This is a genomic window from Bradyrhizobium sp. MV1.5 (genome assembly GCF_055807615.1).
In genome coordinates this window covers 1-15,401 of sequence record NZ_JBVVPL010000007.1, presented here as the reverse complement: position 1 = coordinate 15,401, position 15,401 = coordinate 1, and the positions used below count along the sequence as shown (strand labels likewise).

The following is a 15,401-nucleotide window of genomic DNA, read 5'->3' as shown; positions in this document are numbered from 1 at the left end:
AGCGCGCTTGTATAATACACGCCAAGTTCCAGTGTAAACAGCACTATCGGTTGAGAATCCTAAACAATCGGAAAGCTTTGCACCGGTTAGGCAGCTCCGTGTCACTACGGTGTGCAGTGCTGCATTCTCCCGTCAGGAACGATCAGCGTGCAAAGTTTGTGCAATGCTCGAAAGCGGTGTGCTCTGGACTGAGCGGCGCCGCGCATGGGCCGCGAGGCGACGGCTCGCAAGAACGGTTCTAAATCGAGCGGAGGTCGTTTCGGTTGTCAGGAAAACCGGCATCGGTCATATCGGCGCGCCACAACGGGAGCGCAGCATGGACGAACTGAACGGCAAGCTGATCGCGTGTCAGATCCTGATCACGGGACTGATCGCACGCGTCGCCAACGAGCAGCGTGATCCCTTGCGCTTTCTCACTGACTTCCGCGACGAGATCAGAGCAGTCGTCAACGGCGTCAACATCGCTGGCATGGACGATAGCGATCGCGTGCGCGCGGTGGCGCAGAAGACCGTCGATGAATTGTTCTCGCTGATGAAGCCGCCGAGCAGCGATTGACGATGCGCGCGCGACCGCCGGATTTCGCAGCATTTTCGCGCTCTCTTTAGAACTAATCCAATCTCGATTTAGAACGGTTTCAAACTGCAATTTAGAATCGCTTTGATCTGGACTTATTCAAGGGTTCTCGCGGCTTACTCGCATTGACCCGCTATTTTGCGGCCGATACCAACACTCCAATCGCTCATCGAAGTGAATGGGCGAACAGGAATATGGGGCGTGTTTGGTGATGGGGCAGGTGGTCGCACCGAAGTCGTTGCGTTCGGTCGCAGCATTCGATGAAAAGTTCACGGGCGTTTCCGGCAAGAAGGTCTCCGCTGTCGCGGGCCTGATCGCGGCAGCATCGGTGTCGAGCGGCGCAGAGGCGCAGCAATCGAATCTGCCCCCGGTAACAGTCGACGCGCCGGTCGCGCGTCCGCGCCCGGTGGCTTCGAAGCCGACGGCGGACCAGGTCCGCGCGCGCAATGCGCTTCGCCGCGCCGCGCAGCGGCAGCAGGCGGCGCAGCAGACCGCTCCTGCGACGCCGTCCGGTCCCGCCGACGCCAATCCGTATGCGGATCCGGCCGCGCCCTACAAGGTCGATCACGTGCAGGCCGGCGGCAAATTCCCCGAGAAGCTGGTCGATACGCCGAAATCCATCACGGTTCTCAGCAAGGAAGTGCTCGCGGACAAGAATGCCACGTCGCTGAAGCAGGCAATTCTGAGCACGGCCGGCGTGACGCTCGGTTCAGGCGAGGGCGGAAATGCGTTCGGAGACCGTTTCTTCATTCGCGGCTTCGATGCTCGCAACGACATCTTCATCGATGGCGTGCGCGATTCCGGCGTGAGCGTTCGCGAGAACTTCTTCACCGAGCAGGTCGAGATCCTGCGTGGTCCCGGCTCGACCTTTTCCGGCCGCGGTATCGCTGGCGGTGCGATCAACATCGTCACCAAGCAGGCAAATCCGGACAAGAGCTTCTACAACATGGACACGACGTTTGGCACCGACCAGACCAAGCGTGTTACGCTCGACGTCAACCAGGTGATCAACCCGACGCTCGCCGTTCGCGCCGGCGGTCTTTTCCAGGACGCCAATGTCGCTGGTCGTGACTACGTCAAGGACGACCGCAACGGCGCCTTCGTCGCGACCACCTGGAAGCCTGTCGACGCCGTCAAGGTCACCGCTGGCTACATTCATACCGAGTTGACGGGAGTTCCGGACTTCGGTGTGCCCTATTATCGGCCGAGCACCTCGACCACCGCCAGCGGTCCATTCCCGGACTTCGGCGCCAACCGCAACAACTGGTATGGCCAGATCAACCGCGACTTCTACCGGACCGGCCAGGACATCGGTTCGCTCAACGCGGAAGTGCAGATCACCCCGGACCTGATGGTCAGCAACAAGTTCCGCGCGTCTCGCTCGACCCAGAATTACGTCGGAACGCTGCCGGAGAGCCCGGTCAACGGCACCCCGCTGTCGGCTTCGACGCTCACGATGAATCCGCAGAGCCGTCTCCAGATCACCGACGTGCTCGCCAACCAGACCGAGGCGACCTACAAATTCCAGGATGGCGCCGGCTTCAAGCATACCGCGCTGGCAGGAATCGAAGTCGATCGCGAGAGATCGTCGATCGACAAATATCTCGGCCTTACCTCGGAGGGGAGCGGAGTTCCGACAACTCCGTCGGGCTCACCCACGGGTGTCAGCGTGTTCTCTCCCCAGGACACGTATCTGCCCGGCAAGGCGCTCGCGTTGGCGGGTCTGCCGACCAAGATCGGCATCGACACCGTCAGCGGCTACGTCATGGATAGCGCGAACTACCACGACCTGCTGATCCTCAATGGCGGTTTCCGCTACGACAATTACAGCATCAGCTCCACGGGCTATGCGGCGAACGGCACGCTCGGCCGGCAGTCGGCGGAGTTCCTGATCCCCAACTTCAATCTCGGCCTCACGCTCAAACCTGCGCCGAACGGCAGCGTCTATGTGGCCTATGCCACCTCGGCGAACCCGGTCGGTGCTGAGTTCGACGGCACCAGCACGGCCTATGGCGGTCTTAATCCAACCCTCGCCGGCGGCAACACCCAGATATTCGGGCCCGAGAAAAACAAGGCCATCGAACTCGGCACCAAATGGGAGCTGTTCGATCGTCATCTGCTTTTGACCGCGGCGTTGTTCCAGACCACAAAGGACAACGCGCGCGAGTCGCAGAACGTCGGTAGTGCGGCCGCCGCTGCACCCTTGGGATGCGTTTACCCAACCGGAACGACCGGCAACATATCGTGCATCACGGCCGGTGCAGCCTACCGCATCCGCGGCATCGACCTCGGTATCGGTGGCAAGCTCACCGACAAGTGGAGCGTCTTCGGCGGTCTCGTGCTGATGCAGTCAGAGGTGACGCAGTCGCTGGCACCGTCGGCCAACAAGACGCTGTATCCGACCAATGTCGGGCGTCCGCTCGCCAACGTCGCCCATGAGTCCTTCAGCTTGCTCACGAAGTACCAGCTCACCGACGTCTGGGAACTGGGTGGACAGGCGGTCTACCGTTCGAAGATTTACGGCGGGACCTTGCTCGCGGCCAACCAGGGCACGTCGCTTCCGAGCTATTGGCGTTTCGACATTTTCGCGGAGGCCAAGATCAACAAGAACTGGCAGGTCAAGCTGTTCGTGAACAACATCTTCGACAAGCGCTACTACGACGCGCTGTACCAGAGCGCGACACCGTTCGTGCTGGAAGCACCGGGCCGTGCCGCCTATGTGGTCCTCTCGGCGCGCTACTGATGGAGCGACAACCAGTTTCATGCTGACATGCATAGAAAGCGTTCTGAGCAAGGATGATGTGGCGGATTTCCGCCGCACCATGGACGCCAGCGAATGGGAAGACGGGCGCTCCACCGCGGGCTCGCAGTCGGCAATGGTCAAGCGCAACGAGCAATTGGCGCCGGACAGCGAGGTCGCGCGCAAGCTCGGCAACCGCATCATTTCGGCGCTGACGTCGAATCCCCGCTTTATCGCGGCCGCGATCCCGCTCCAGATATTCCCGCCGCTGTTCAACCGCTATGCGGCCAGCAGCGGCCACCATTTCGGCCTGCACGTCGACAATGCCATCCGCGGCGACCGCCTGACCGGCCTTCGCATCCGCACAGACCTCTCGGTCACGCTGTTCCTGGCCGAGCCGGAGGAGTACGACGGTGGCGAACTTGTGATCGAGGACAGTTACGGTTCGCACGAAGTCAAGTTGCAGGCCGGGGACTGCGTGCTCTATCCCTCGACCAGCCTCCATCTGGTCACCCCGGTGACGAGGGGAACGCGGGTTGCGTCTTTCTTCTGGCTTCAGAGCATGATACGGGACGATCAAGCCCGGAGCATGATCTTTGACCTCGACACCGCGATACAGGCGCTGGTGGAACGGCTCGGGCGTGACGATCCCGAAACGGTCAAATTGACGGGTATCTATCACAACCTCATTCGTTACTGGGCCGAAGTATGAAGATCATGTCCTTCCAAGCAAGCCTTGCCGCAGCTCTGGTGCTGGCGGCCGCCTGGCTTGCATCCCCTGTTTCTGCGCAGACACAGGCCGCGCCCGCGGCACCGGTCCAGTCGACGGCTCAGCCGTCCGCGGTCAGCCCGGCCCCGGTTGTTGCTCCGCCTGCGGCGCCCCAAGCTGCCGTGCCCGCGGCTGCAAAGTCCGATACGGCAGCCGGCATTGCGCCGGCCATGAAGGAACTATCGCCCTGGGTGATGTTCATGTCGGCGGACATCATCGTGAAGGCGGTGATGATCGGGCTCGCCTTTGCATCGCTGATGACCTGGACGGTGCTGATCGCCAAGTCGATCGAATTGTCGATTGCCGCGACCAAGCTCCGTTCGGCGCTGAAGAAGATCGCAGAGGCGCGCTCGCTCGCGGAAGCGCAGATGGCGCTCGGCGCCAAGGAGGGCATCCTGCCGTCCTTCCTGGCGGCGGCGTTGCGGGAGGCGCGGATGTCAGCCGGCCTCTCCAGCGACACCGGCATCAAGGAGCGGGCGGCTTCGAGCTTTTCCGAGATCCTACGCGCGGAGGCGCGGCGCATCCGCGTCGGTATGGGCGTGCTCGCGACCATCGGCTCGACCTCGCCCTTCGTCGGCCTGTTCGGCACGGTGTGGGGCATCATGAACAGCTTCATCGGCATCTCGAAGTCGCAGACCACGAACCTCGCCGTCGTCGCGCCCGGTATCGCCGAGGCGCTGCTCGCCACCGCGATCGGCCTGGTCGCCGCCATTCCCGCCGTCATCATCTACAACTACTTCTCGCGCGTGACGAAGAGCTACCTCGAACTCGTCAGCCGTGCCTCGGGCGCGGCGGGGCGGTTGCTCTCGCGCGATCTCGACCGCAGCCACGGCGGCGCGCATTCGCGCGCGGCGGAGTGAACCATGGGCGTTTCGCTCGCAGACAATGATGACGACGACGATTTCGGCGAAACGCATGAAATCAACGTCACGCCGTTCATCGACGTCATCCTGGTGCTGCTGATCATCTTCATGGTGGCAGCGCCGCTCTCGACCGTCGACCTGCCGATCGATCTGCCGACGTCGAGCGCGACGCCGCAGAAGAAGCCGGACAAGCCGACCTATCTCAGCATCAAGCCCGATTTGACGCTTGCCATCGGAGAGAACCCGGTCAACCGCGCCGAGTTGATCGGCACGCTCGACGGTCTGTCCGACATGAGCAAGGACAAGTATGTCTTCCTGCGCGCCGATCGCTCGGTGCCGTATGGCGAGTTGATGGGCATCATGGAGCTCTTGCGCTCAGGCGGCTATACGCGGGTGAAACTGGTTGCGCTGGAAGGTGCTCCGGGGGCGCCCGCGGCAGGCGCCGCTCAGCCTTAGAGGCCCGCGATGTCGGACGAGTCCAGACCAGCCCGGACGCTTTGGATTTTGGCAGCGGTGGCGGCGCTCGCGCTCCATCTGGGCGGTGCCGCGCTTGCGCTGGCGCACCTGCGAGCCGATGACGGCGACGATGGCCTCGGCGCGGCCGGCGCGGAGTTCGCGGTCGAGATGGCTTCGCCGAAGGCGCCTGACACCGACCTTCCGCCGGGACCGGATAGCGAAGCGATGCAGGAGCAGCAGGCGCTTCCCGAGCAAAAAGCCGAGACCAAGGAAACCGAGCTTCCAAAGGATCAGTCGCAACAGGTCGACGATCCCGATCGGGTCGTCACCGAGAACATCTCGAAGAAGCCGCAGGACGAGGATCCGAAGATTGCGGCGGTCGAAACGCCCGCTGCGGAGGCCTCGCCGAAGTCCGTTGCGACGGCGCGGCAGACGCTCGACGAGGACGCGCGCGAGGCTGAGAAGGCGCTGGCGCCTGTGCTGGGCATTGGCAAGGACATCTTGAAGATAACGGCCGACTGGAACCGCAAGATTAGCGCGCACCTTACGGCCCACAAGGTCAATCCGGAGGGCAAGGAGCCCAACAATCAGAAGGTCAAGGTCTCCTTCGCGATCAACCGACGGGGCAACGTGCTTTCAGTCGACGTTGTCGAGTCGTCCGGGGATGCAGCTTACGATGCAGCCGCGATCTCGATTGTCCGCAAGTCCGATCCCATCCCGCAGCCGCCTGCCAGCCTGACCGACGACCGGTTCGAGCGCACCGTCGACATCATCTTCACGCCGCCGGACGCAAGGAAAAAGAAGAAGACGGCTCACCGCCAGTAGAGCCTGATCCCGACATAGACCACGACCAGGCAGGCGAAGATCAGCGCCACCGGGAGCGGCCGTTTCTGGGTTGCGCCAGCGGTCGTGGCCGCAAAGAAACCAGACTTCTTCGGCTTCGGTTCTGGGCGGCGGAAAGCGGTAACATTGTCCGCCGCCGGTTCGGCCGCGCGGGGGCGGACGTCAGGCGGGGTTCCCGCGCCGCCCATCTCGACATAGTAGGCCTTGTAGATGGCGCCGATGGTGGCCTCGGTAGCCTCACCCTCGTTCATCTGCGCCTGCAGGTTCTTGTAGCTCACCAGGAACTCCTGCGCCTCCGGAGGCAGCGCGGATGACCCGTTGAGCTTGGCCATCATCTTCCAGGTGGCGAAATCGGCGCGGGCACGGGTATCGGCGCGTCGCGCGATCAGCATATCGGCAGCTTTGACCAAGTCGGCCTCGAGCCCTTCGGCTTGTGTTCGGGTGTGTCGCCGTTCAACTACGCATTGCCGGTCAGAATGAGAACAGCCTGAATCACATAACCGGTCAACGTTCGCAGTATTGCTGAAATAACATCAAGATTTAGACCGAACTGCGAGCCTGCCAGCGGTAGCAGGATCAGCAAGCCGATCAGGATCAGCATCCCGAACGGCTCGAGCCGCGCCAGCGGCAGGGCGAGCGGCGGGGGCAGCAGCCCGACCGCGACGCGCCCGCCGTCGAGCGGCGGGATCGGCATCATGTTGAACACCGCCAGGGCGGCATTGATCAGCAGTGCGTTCTTGAGATTGTCGAAGATCCATTGCGCCGAGTTCGCCGGGGCCAACGGCAGGGCGTGCAGGGCAAGAGCTGCGGCCAGCGCCAGCAGGATGTTGGTGGCAGGCCCGGCCAACGCCACCCACACCATGCCGAGCCTGGGGTCGTTGAGCTTGCGGAAATTCACCGGCACCGGCTTGGCATAGCCGAACAGGAACGGCGAATGCGCGAACAGCAGCATCGCCGGCAATATCAGCGTGCCGAACGGGTCGATGTGGCGGAGCGGGTTGAAGCTGACACGGCCGAGCTGCCATGCGGTGTCGTCACCGAGACGATATGCGATGAAAGCGTGCGCAGCCTCGTGGAAAGTGATGGCGAGCACCAGCGGCAGCACCCACACCGAGAGGTCATAGAGAGAGATATTCACGGTTCGTCCGTCCCGGTTTGCCTGCGGTCTTGCAGCCGACCCAGCCAAACCGGTGGTGCAGCAGCGCTTCACCTCACATAGGGTGGCCAGCTCCGAAATGCCACGCCGCAAATGATTGGCGAGACCGGCGGCCTTGACACCGAGCCTTGCCGCCGCATGAGCTACGTCGGGATCGTCCCCTCATATCGGATCATGCCGTCTTCGATCGTCACCCAGCCCATCTTTTCGCTGACCCAGATGTGTTCGGTCGGCGCGAACGCGTTGCGGTCATCAAAAGTCGCGAGCGCGACGCCCGCCAACGTGCCGTTGCGCCGCCAGGCGAACAGCCGCGTGCCGCAGTGTTTGCAGAACACGCGGTCGATGTTCTCGGAGGACGCATAGCGGGCGGTGTCGCCCTCGACGGTCAGCGCGCGCTGATCGAACTGCGCGCGGGCGAAGTAGGGCGAGCCCATCGCCTTCTGACACATGCGGCAATGGCAGATGCGAACGTTGAGCGGCTCACCTTCCGCCTTGAACCGCACCGCCCCGCACAGACATCCGCCTTCTCTGATCATGACGCCCTCAGTAAGTTGCGCGCCCGCCAGAGATGTCGAACACCGCGCCGGTCGAAAACGCGCAATCCTCGGATGCGAGCCACGCCACCATCGCGGCGAGCTCTTCCACCAGCACGAAGCGGCCTTTTGGAATCTTCGACAGCATGAAGTCGATATGCTGCTGCGTCATCTGGTCGAAGATCGCGGTCTTCGCAGCCGCGGGCGTCACCGCATTGACCAGAATGTCATGTGCCGCCAATTCCTTGCCGAGCGACTTCGTCAGCGCGATCAGGCCGGCCTTGGAGGCCGAATAGTGCGAGGCGTTGGGATTGCCTTCCTTGCCGGCGATCGAGGCAATGTTGACGATGCGCCCGTATTTCTGCTTGAGCATCGCGGGCACGACCGCCTTGCAGACGATGAACGGGCCGTCCAGGTTGATGCGCAGAACTTTCCGCCATTCCTCGAGATCGGTCTCCCAGACCGGCTTGTTGACCCCGGCAATGCCGGCATTGTTGACGAGGATGTCAATCTTGCCGAAGGCGGCCAGCGTCGCGTCGCGCGCCTGCTCGACGGCCGCGGGATCGGTGACGTCGACCTTGAAGACTTTTGTTTCGCCGCCGATTTCCTTTGCCGTCTTCTCGGCCAGCGCGGCATCAAAATCCCAGATCGCGACCTTGGCGCCGGAGGCGACGAAGCGCTGAACAATGGCGCGGCCAAAGCCCTGCGCGCCGCCGGTGACGATGGCGACACGGCCGTTGAGATCGATCTTGTTCATGCTGGATGCCTTGGCGTCAGAGCATGTAGCCGCCGTCGACGACGAGGTCGACGCCGGTGGTGAAGGCGCTCTCGTCACTGCCGAGATAGACCGCCATGGACGCGATCTCGTCGGCGGTGCCGAGCCGGCCCATCTTCTGGCGGGAGACGAACATCTCCTTGCCCTGCGGCCCTTGCGCCGCGGCGCGGTCGAGCATCGATGGCGTCTCGACGGTGCCCGGGCAGATGCTGTTGCAGCGGATGCCTTTGGTGATGAAGTCGAGCGCGACCGCGCGCGTCAGCAGCGATACCGCGGCCTTCGAGGCGCTGTAGACGTAGCGGTTGGCCGGCGGTCGCAGCGCCGCGCAGGAAGAGATGTTGACGATGCTGCCGCCGCCACCCGCGAGCATGTCCGGCAGGAAGGCCCTGATGGTCCGGTGCATCGACTTGACATTGAGGTCGAACGAGAAATCGAAGTCCTCTTCCGAGCATTCGAGGATGGTGCCGTGGTGCACGAAGCCGGCCGCGTTGAGCAGGATGTCGACCTTGCCGACGCGCTTGGCGAAGGCGTTGACGTCGGCGGTGTTGCGGACGTCGAGCTTCGCGGTTTCGGCGATGCCTTCCTTGGCCAGGCTCGCGATGCCGCTCTCGTTGATGTCGGTGGCGATGACGGTTGCGCCTTCACGCGCGAATGCGATGGCGCATGCGCGTCCGATGCCTGCCGCTGCAGCCGTGACGACGGCGCGCTTCCCCTTGAGGCGGTCTGCCATGTTGTTGTTCTCCTCGATTTGCTCAGTGCCGTAGCCCGGATGAGCGCGCGAGCGCGATATCCGGGAGCGGATGTCCCGGGTGTCGCTTCGCTCACCCGGGCTACGTGTTCCTAACTCAGTGATTATCCCGCGCCACACCGAACGTGCCGGCGACGTTCTGGTAGCGCGTGGCGAGCTCCATGCAGGCGCCGGTCGACTGCTGGCCGACGGTGTTGCGATAAAGCTCCTGCCACGGCGTCTGGTTCGGCGGATGCTTGAAGCCGCCATTGGACTTGAGCTCGGCATGGCGCTTCTTCACCTCGTCGTCCGAGATCAGGATGTTGGCGCTGCCCTTGTTCAGATCGACGCGCACCTTGTCGCCGTTCCTGAGGATCGCGAGCCCGCCATTGGCGGCGGCTTCCGGCGAAGCATTGAGGATCGAAGGCGAGCCCGAGGTGCCCGACTGGCGGCCGTCGCCGATGCAGGGCAGGGACATGATGCCGCGTTTGATCAGCGCCGCAGGCGGCTGCATGTTCACGACCTCGGCGCCGCCGGGATAGCCGATCGGGCCGGTGCCGCGGATGAACAGCACGCAGCGCTCGTCGATCTCGAGCGAGGGATCGTCGATCCGCTCGTGGTAATCCTCGGGACCCTCGAATACGACGGCGCGGCCCTCGAAGGCATTGAGATCGGTCGGGTTGCTGAGATAGCGATCGCGGAATTCCTTGGAGATCACGCTGGTCTTCATGATCGCGGAATCGAACAGATTGCCCTTCAGCACCAGGAAGCCGGCGTCCTTCACCAGCGGCTTGTCGTAAGCCCAGATCACGTCGTTGTCGGGCTTTGGCGCATTGGCGCAGTTCTCGCCGATGCCACGGCCGTTGACCGTGACCGCGTCCTCATGGATGCGCTTGTGCTTCATCAGTTCGCGCACCACGGCCGGCACGCCGCCGGCACGGTGGAATTCCTCGCCGAGATAGAAGCCGGCCGGCTGCATGTTGACCAGCAGCGGCACGTCGTGGCCGACCTTCTGCCAATCGTCGATGGAGAGCTCGACGCCGATGTGGCGCGCCAGCGCGTTGATGTGGATCGGTGCGTTGGTTGAGCCGCCGATCGCCGAATTGATCACGATGCAGTTCTCGAACGCCTTGCGGGTCAGGATGTCCGAAGGCTTGAGGTCTTCCCAGACCATGTCGACGATGCGTTTTCCCGTCTCGTAGGCGATCTGGCCGCGCTCGCGATAGGGGGCGGGAATCGCCGCACATCCCGGCAGCGAGAAGCCGAGCGCTTCGGCAAGCCCGTTCATGGTGGAGGCGGTGCCCATGGTGTTGCAATGGCCGACCGAGGGCGCCGAGGACGCCACGATCTCCATGAATTCTTCATAGTCGATCTCGCCGGCGGCGAGCCGCTCGCGCGACTTCCAGACGATGGTGCCGGAGCCGGTGCGCTCGCCATTGTGCCAGCCGTTCAGCATCGGCCCGCCCGACAGCACGATCGCGGGCAGGTTGACGGTCGCCGCCGCCATCATGCAGGCCGGCGTGGTCTTGTCGCAGCCGGTGGTCAGCACCACGCCGTCGAGCGGATAGCCGTAGAGGATTTCGACGAGGCCGAGATAAGCGAGGTTGCGGTCGAGCGCCGCGGTCGGGCGCTTGCCGGTCTCCTGGATCGGATGGGTCGGGAATTCCATCGCAATGCCGCCGGCCTCGCGGATGCCTTCGCGGACGCGATGAGCAAGCTCGATATGGTGGCGGTTACAGGGGGAGAGGTCGTTGCCGGTCTGTGCGATGCCGATGATCGGCTTGCCGGACTGGAGCTCGGTGCGGGTGAGACCGTAGTTCAAATAGCGCTCCATATAGAGCGCGGTCATGCCCGGATTATGCGGATTGTTGAACCATTCCTGCGAGCGGAGATGGCGGCGAGCGCCGTTGCCGGCGGGGGCATGCCCATTGGTTGGCTTTTTTGTCATTGGCTTCTCCTGCAATGCAAACGCACTGACGTCCGTTTTATGGTATCGGCTTGTGCGATGCCCAACGGCGCGAGCGACGATTTGCCTGCCCGCTGGCGGGTCGTTTCCTCACAAATCCGATACTAGTCATGACCGCTTGGTAACGCTACCATTTTGTTCGCAACGCCCCCGCCTGAAGCGGCTGGCCGGTTGTCCGACCGCCGGGCCAACGAGCTTTGCCGCTCGATCACCTTGAAGCCGAGATCGAGCACCGGATGCTCCGGACGCCGTCCGTCGATCGCGTCGATCAGCATGCTGGCGGCCGTGTTGCCCATCTCGTAGCGGTTGGTGCGCACGCTCGTGAGAGTCGGGACGGCGGATGCCATGAATTCGAGATCGTTGAAGCCGACGATCGCGATCTGTTCGGGGATCGCGATCTCGCGGCGCCTGCATTCGAACAGCACACCCAGCGCGAGGTCGTCGTTGGCGCAGAACACCGCGTCCATGCCAGGCTCCCGCGCCAGGAGATCGGTGAACAGGGCGCCGCCGAGCGTCACCGAGGTCGGTGTCGCCGTCGTGACGACGAGGCGTTGCTCGAACAGTCCTGCGTCCTTCATGGCCGAGACGTACCCGTCGAGCCGCCGCTGCACCCGCGGATCCATCCGCGCGCCGACGAAGCCGATCTTGCGGTGACCTTGCGCGAACAGATGCGCAACCGCCGCACGGGCTGCTTCATAGTGCGAAAAGCCGATCATCATGTCGACCGGATTGGGTCCGATCTCCATGATTTGCACGATCGGGCAGTCGGCGGCATCGAGCATCGCGCGCGATTCCGTGGTCTGGTCGATGCCGGTGACGATCAGCCCGGCCGGCTTCTGCGCAAGAAACAGGCGCAGCAGCTTCTCCTCCTGGAGAACACTGTAGCGTGTGTTGGACAGCTGGATCGAGTAACGGCTGTTTTCGGAGGCGTCGTAAATGCCGCGCAGCACGTCGGAGAACACGTTATTGGTCAGTGACGGAATCAAGACACCGATGACCTCGGTGCGCTGCGAGGCCAACGCGCGCGCCGCCAGGTTCGGCACATAGCCGAGCTCTCTGGCCGCGCTTTCGACCCGGGTCCGCTTCGCGACCGACAGCGCCTCGGGATTGCGGAAGAAACGGGACGCCGTGATCGGGCTGACGCCGGCAAGCTCGGCGACTTCCGCCAGCCGGATTTTGCCTGACTTGGTGCGGTTTCGACCCATTTGCTGCTCATAACACACTCACTGTCGCAAACAAAGGAACGTTGACAGCGCTACCAGCACAGACTAACCAAAGACAAATTGCCAAAACTGCACAAACTGCCGACAATGTCGCCCGTTAAGGTTGGGCTTCGTTCGGTGAAGTCTGAAAAAACAAGACGGTCGCGGCGCGAGATGCGTCGTGGACTTTCGAGGAGGGAGCTAGATGTCGTCTGTGCAAATCCGCGACGTGCGGAAATCGTTCGGCAATTTTGAAGTCCTGCACGGCGTTTCGATTCCGATCGAGGACGGCCAGTTCGTCGTCCTGGTTGGCCCCTCCGGCTGCGGCAAGTCGACGCTTCTGCGCATGCTCGCGGGTCTCGAGAACATCACCTCAGGCACGATCTCGATCGGCGACCGCGTCGTCAACAATGTCCAGCCGAAGGAGCGGGACATTGCGATGGTGTTCCAGAACTACGCGCTCTATCCGCACATGACGGTCGGCGAGAACATGGGCTTCTCGATGAAGCTGCGGGGCGAGAGCACCGAAGAGATCAACAAGCGCGTCAAGCGCGCCGCCGAGATCCTGGCGCTGTCGCCGCTGCTCGAACGCTATCCGCGCCAGCTCTCCGGCGGCCAGCGCCAGCGCGTCGCCATGGGCCGCGCCATCGTGCGCGATCCGCAGGTGTTCCTGTTCGACGAGCCCTTGTCGAACCTCGACGCCAAGCTGCGCGTCGCGATGCGCACCGAGATCAAGGAGCTGCACCAGCGGCTGAAGACCACGACCGTCTACGTCACCCACGATCAGATCGAGGCCATGACCATGGCCGACAAGATCGTTGTCATGCATGACGGCATCGTCGAGCAGATGGGGACGCCGCTCGAGCTCTACGACAAGCCCGAGAACCAGTTCGTCGCCGGCTTCATCGGCTCGCCGTCCATGAACTTCCTGAAGGGTCATGTGCGCGTCAACGGCGTTGCGACCTTCGAGGGGCCGAACGGCGTCAAGCTGCCGCTCAGGAACGCGCCGGCGGCGTCCGACGGGCGTCCTGTCGTTTACGGCGTGCGTCCCGAGCATTTCACCATTGCTGACGACGGCGCCGATGCCGAGATCGTCGTGGTCGAGCCGACCGGCTCGGAAACGCAGGTGTTTGCGAAGCTCGGTGGTGAGCAGGTCGTCGCGGTCTTCCGCGAACGTCACCAGTTCAACCCGGGTGACAAGGTCAAGCTGAAGCCCGATCCTTCCGTGATTCATCTGTTCGACGAAGCGACGGGCAAGCGAGTGTAGCGAGGCCGAAGAACGGCCCAAGCAGAACTACCCAATACAAGACGACCCAATACAAATATAAAATTAGGGAGAGAACGATGAGCGATTTCGACAGGCGAAGTGTGCTTAAAGTCGGCCTGGGCGGCGCGGCGCTGCTGGCCGGCCCGGGTATCGTCCCGGTGCGCGCGGCGGAGTGGACCAACACGCCCGAGCCGAACGCCTCCATCCGCGTGCTGCGCTGGAAGCAGTTCATTCAGGCCGAGTTCGACAAATTCGCCGAGCAGACCAAGGCGTTTTCCGAGAAGACCGGCGTCAAGGTCAAGCTCGAGGCCGAGAGCTGGGAGGACATCCGCCCGAAAGCCGCGGTCGCCGCCAACGTCGGCGCCGGTCCCGACCTGATCATCGGCACGCTCGATGATCCCCACAAATTCCCGGAAAAGCTCATCGACATGACTGACGTCGCCAACTATCTCGGCGCGCAGTATGGCGGCTGGTATCCGGTTGCCGAACGTTACGGCAAGAAGGGCAACAGCTGGATCGCCATTCCGCAGGGCGCGACCGGCGGCTGCCTGAACTACCGCATCAGCCACGTGAAGGCCGCCGGCTTCGATGAATTCCCCAAGGACACCGCCGGCTTCCTCAAGCTCTGCCAGGCGCTGAAGAAGAACAACACGCCGGCCGGCTTCGCGCTCGGCCACGCCACGGGCGACGCCAACGGCTGGTGCCAGTGGGCGCTGTGGGCCTTCGGCGGCAAGGTCGTCAACGACAAGAACGAGGTTGTGATCGACTCGCCGGAGACGATCGCCGCGCTCGAATACGTCAAGCAGCTCTACGAGACCTTCATCCCCGGCGTGCTGTCGTGGAATGACTCGAACAACAACAAGGCGTTCCTCAACGGCGAGCTCAGCCTGACGCTGAACGGCATCTCGATCTGGACCGTCGGAAAGAACTCGACCGATCCGAAGCAGCAGGAGATCGCCAAGGACATGAACCACGCGCCGATGCCGATCGGTCCCGTGGGCGTGTCGACCGAGCAGCAGAACGTGCTCGTCTACTACGGCTACAGGCACTCGAAGTATCCCAAGGCGGTCAAGGAATACATCAAGTTCATGATGGACAAGGCGAACTACGACGCCTGGGAGGTCTCCTCCAACGGCTACGTGTCGCCGCCGCTTCCGGCCTACAACGACAACCCGGTGTGGACGTCGGATCCGAAGATCACGCCGTATCGCGACTGCCTGAAGCGTTGCCGCGACAACGGCTATGCCGGCGATCTCGGCTATGCCTCGGCCGCCGTGATGGGCGACTTCGTCGTCGTCGACATGTTCGCGGAAGCCGCGTCGGGCTCCGTGACGCCGAAGGCGGCAGCCGCACGCGCAGCCGAGCGGGCCAAGCGCTACTACCAGGTCTGATCAGCTCCAATCTGCGCGGGGGGGGCGGGGGGCGGGGGCGGGGGGGGGGCGCGGGGGGCGGGGGCGGGGGGCCCCCGGGGGGGGGGGGCCACAGCGCGCGCGGCCGGGACTCCGCGGCGGGGGCGCGGAGCGCGAGCAG

Annotated in this window: 15 protein-coding genes; 8 read left to right on the top strand and 7 right to left on the bottom strand. The window is 63.4% G+C overall.

Annotated features, from left to right (window positions below; translation table 11 throughout):
* Window positions 1–316: 316 nt before the first annotated feature.
* The 6 genes from AC0L2J_RS08985 (at window position 317) to AC0L2J_RS08960 (ending at window position 6,227) form a co-directional block, all read left to right on the top strand.
* Window positions 317–556 (top strand): hypothetical protein, encoded by a 240-nt coding sequence (locus tag AC0L2J_RS08985; protein ID WP_106943130.1) that lies wholly within the window; start codon window positions 317–319, stop codon window positions 554–556.
* 229 nt (window positions 557–785) lie between these two features.
* Window positions 786–3,317, top strand: a complete 2,532-nt coding sequence (locus tag AC0L2J_RS08980) for a TonB-dependent receptor (protein WP_473389031.1) — start codon at window positions 786–788, stop codon at window positions 3,315–3,317.
* A gap of 19 nt (window positions 3,318–3,336) precedes the next feature.
* Window positions 3,337–4,026, top strand: a complete 690-nt coding sequence (locus AC0L2J_RS08975) for a Fe2+-dependent dioxygenase (RefSeq protein WP_473389030.1) — start codon at window positions 3,337–3,339, stop codon at window positions 4,024–4,026.
* A complete protein-coding gene (gene exbB, locus AC0L2J_RS08970; RefSeq protein ID WP_473388837.1) occupies window positions 4,023–4,943 on the top strand; it encodes a tonB-system energizer ExbB in 921 nt (306 codons plus the stop codon). The genes AC0L2J_RS08975 and exbB overlap by 4 nt, the downstream gene beginning before the upstream one ends.
* A 3-nt stretch (window positions 4,944–4,946) precedes the next feature.
* Window positions 4,947–5,402 (top strand): TonB system transport protein ExbD, encoded by a 456-nt coding sequence (gene exbD / locus AC0L2J_RS08965; protein WP_473388833.1) that lies wholly within the window; start codon window positions 4,947–4,949, stop codon window positions 5,400–5,402.
* A 9-nt stretch (window positions 5,403–5,411) separates the two neighbouring features.
* Entirely contained in the window at window positions 5,412–6,227 is an 816-nt protein-coding gene (locus AC0L2J_RS08960; protein ID WP_473388829.1) for an energy transducer TonB, read from the top strand.
* Here the strand turns inward: AC0L2J_RS08960 and AC0L2J_RS08955 are convergent.
* From AC0L2J_RS08955 to gntR, 7 genes are all read right to left on the bottom strand, one after another.
* The gene (locus tag AC0L2J_RS08955) at window positions 6,215–6,637 is read right to left on the bottom strand and encodes a hypothetical protein (protein ID WP_035974016.1); all 423 of its coding nucleotides are present in this window, start codon (window positions 6,635–6,637) and stop codon (window positions 6,215–6,217) included. The genes AC0L2J_RS08960 and AC0L2J_RS08955 overlap by 13 nt on opposite strands.
* A 65-nt stretch (window positions 6,638–6,702) precedes the next feature.
* Complete coding sequence (locus AC0L2J_RS08950; protein WP_473388825.1) at window positions 6,703–7,383, bottom strand: site-2 protease family protein; 681 nt, start codon at window positions 7,381–7,383, stop codon at window positions 6,703–6,705.
* A gap of 161 nt (window positions 7,384–7,544) precedes the next feature.
* A complete protein-coding gene (locus AC0L2J_RS08945) occupies window positions 7,545–7,937 on the bottom strand; it encodes a GFA family protein (RefSeq protein ID WP_473388821.1) in 393 nt (130 codons plus the stop codon).
* A 7-nt stretch (window positions 7,938–7,944) separates the two neighbouring features.
* Window positions 7,945–8,691 (bottom strand): SDR family NAD(P)-dependent oxidoreductase, encoded by a 747-nt coding sequence (locus AC0L2J_RS08940; RefSeq protein WP_007609025.1) that lies wholly within the window; start codon window positions 8,689–8,691, stop codon window positions 7,945–7,947.
* A gap of 16 nt (window positions 8,692–8,707) precedes the next feature.
* Window positions 8,708–9,439 (bottom strand): SDR family oxidoreductase, encoded by a 732-nt coding sequence (locus AC0L2J_RS08935; RefSeq protein WP_473388809.1) that lies wholly within the window; start codon window positions 9,437–9,439, stop codon window positions 8,708–8,710.
* Window positions 9,440–9,554: 115 nt separating this feature from the next.
* The gene (locus AC0L2J_RS08930; RefSeq protein ID WP_473388805.1) at window positions 9,555–11,384 is read right to left on the bottom strand and encodes an IlvD/Edd family dehydratase; all 1,830 of its coding nucleotides are present in this window, start codon (window positions 11,382–11,384) and stop codon (window positions 9,555–9,557) included.
* A gap of 122 nt (window positions 11,385–11,506) precedes the next feature.
* Window positions 11,507–12,607, bottom strand: coding sequence for an HTH-type transcriptional regulator GntR (gene gntR / locus AC0L2J_RS08925; protein WP_007609028.1), 1,101 nt, complete (start codon window positions 12,605–12,607; stop codon window positions 11,507–11,509).
* A gap of 202 nt (window positions 12,608–12,809) precedes the next feature.
* On the opposite strand from gntR, the gene AC0L2J_RS08920 reads away from it, so the two are divergent.
* Window positions 12,810–13,871 carry an ABC transporter ATP-binding protein gene (locus AC0L2J_RS08920; protein WP_007592328.1) on the top strand — a complete coding sequence of 354 codons (1,062 nt, stop codon included), beginning with the start codon at window positions 12,810–12,812 and terminating at the stop codon, window positions 13,869–13,871.
* Window positions 13,872–13,948: 77 nt separating this feature from the next.
* Window positions 13,949–15,262 carry an ABC transporter substrate-binding protein gene (locus AC0L2J_RS08915; protein WP_473388798.1) on the top strand — a complete coding sequence of 438 codons (1,314 nt, stop codon included), beginning with the start codon at window positions 13,949–13,951 and terminating at the stop codon, window positions 15,260–15,262.
* The last annotated feature ends 139 nt before the right edge of the window (window positions 15,263–15,401 follow it).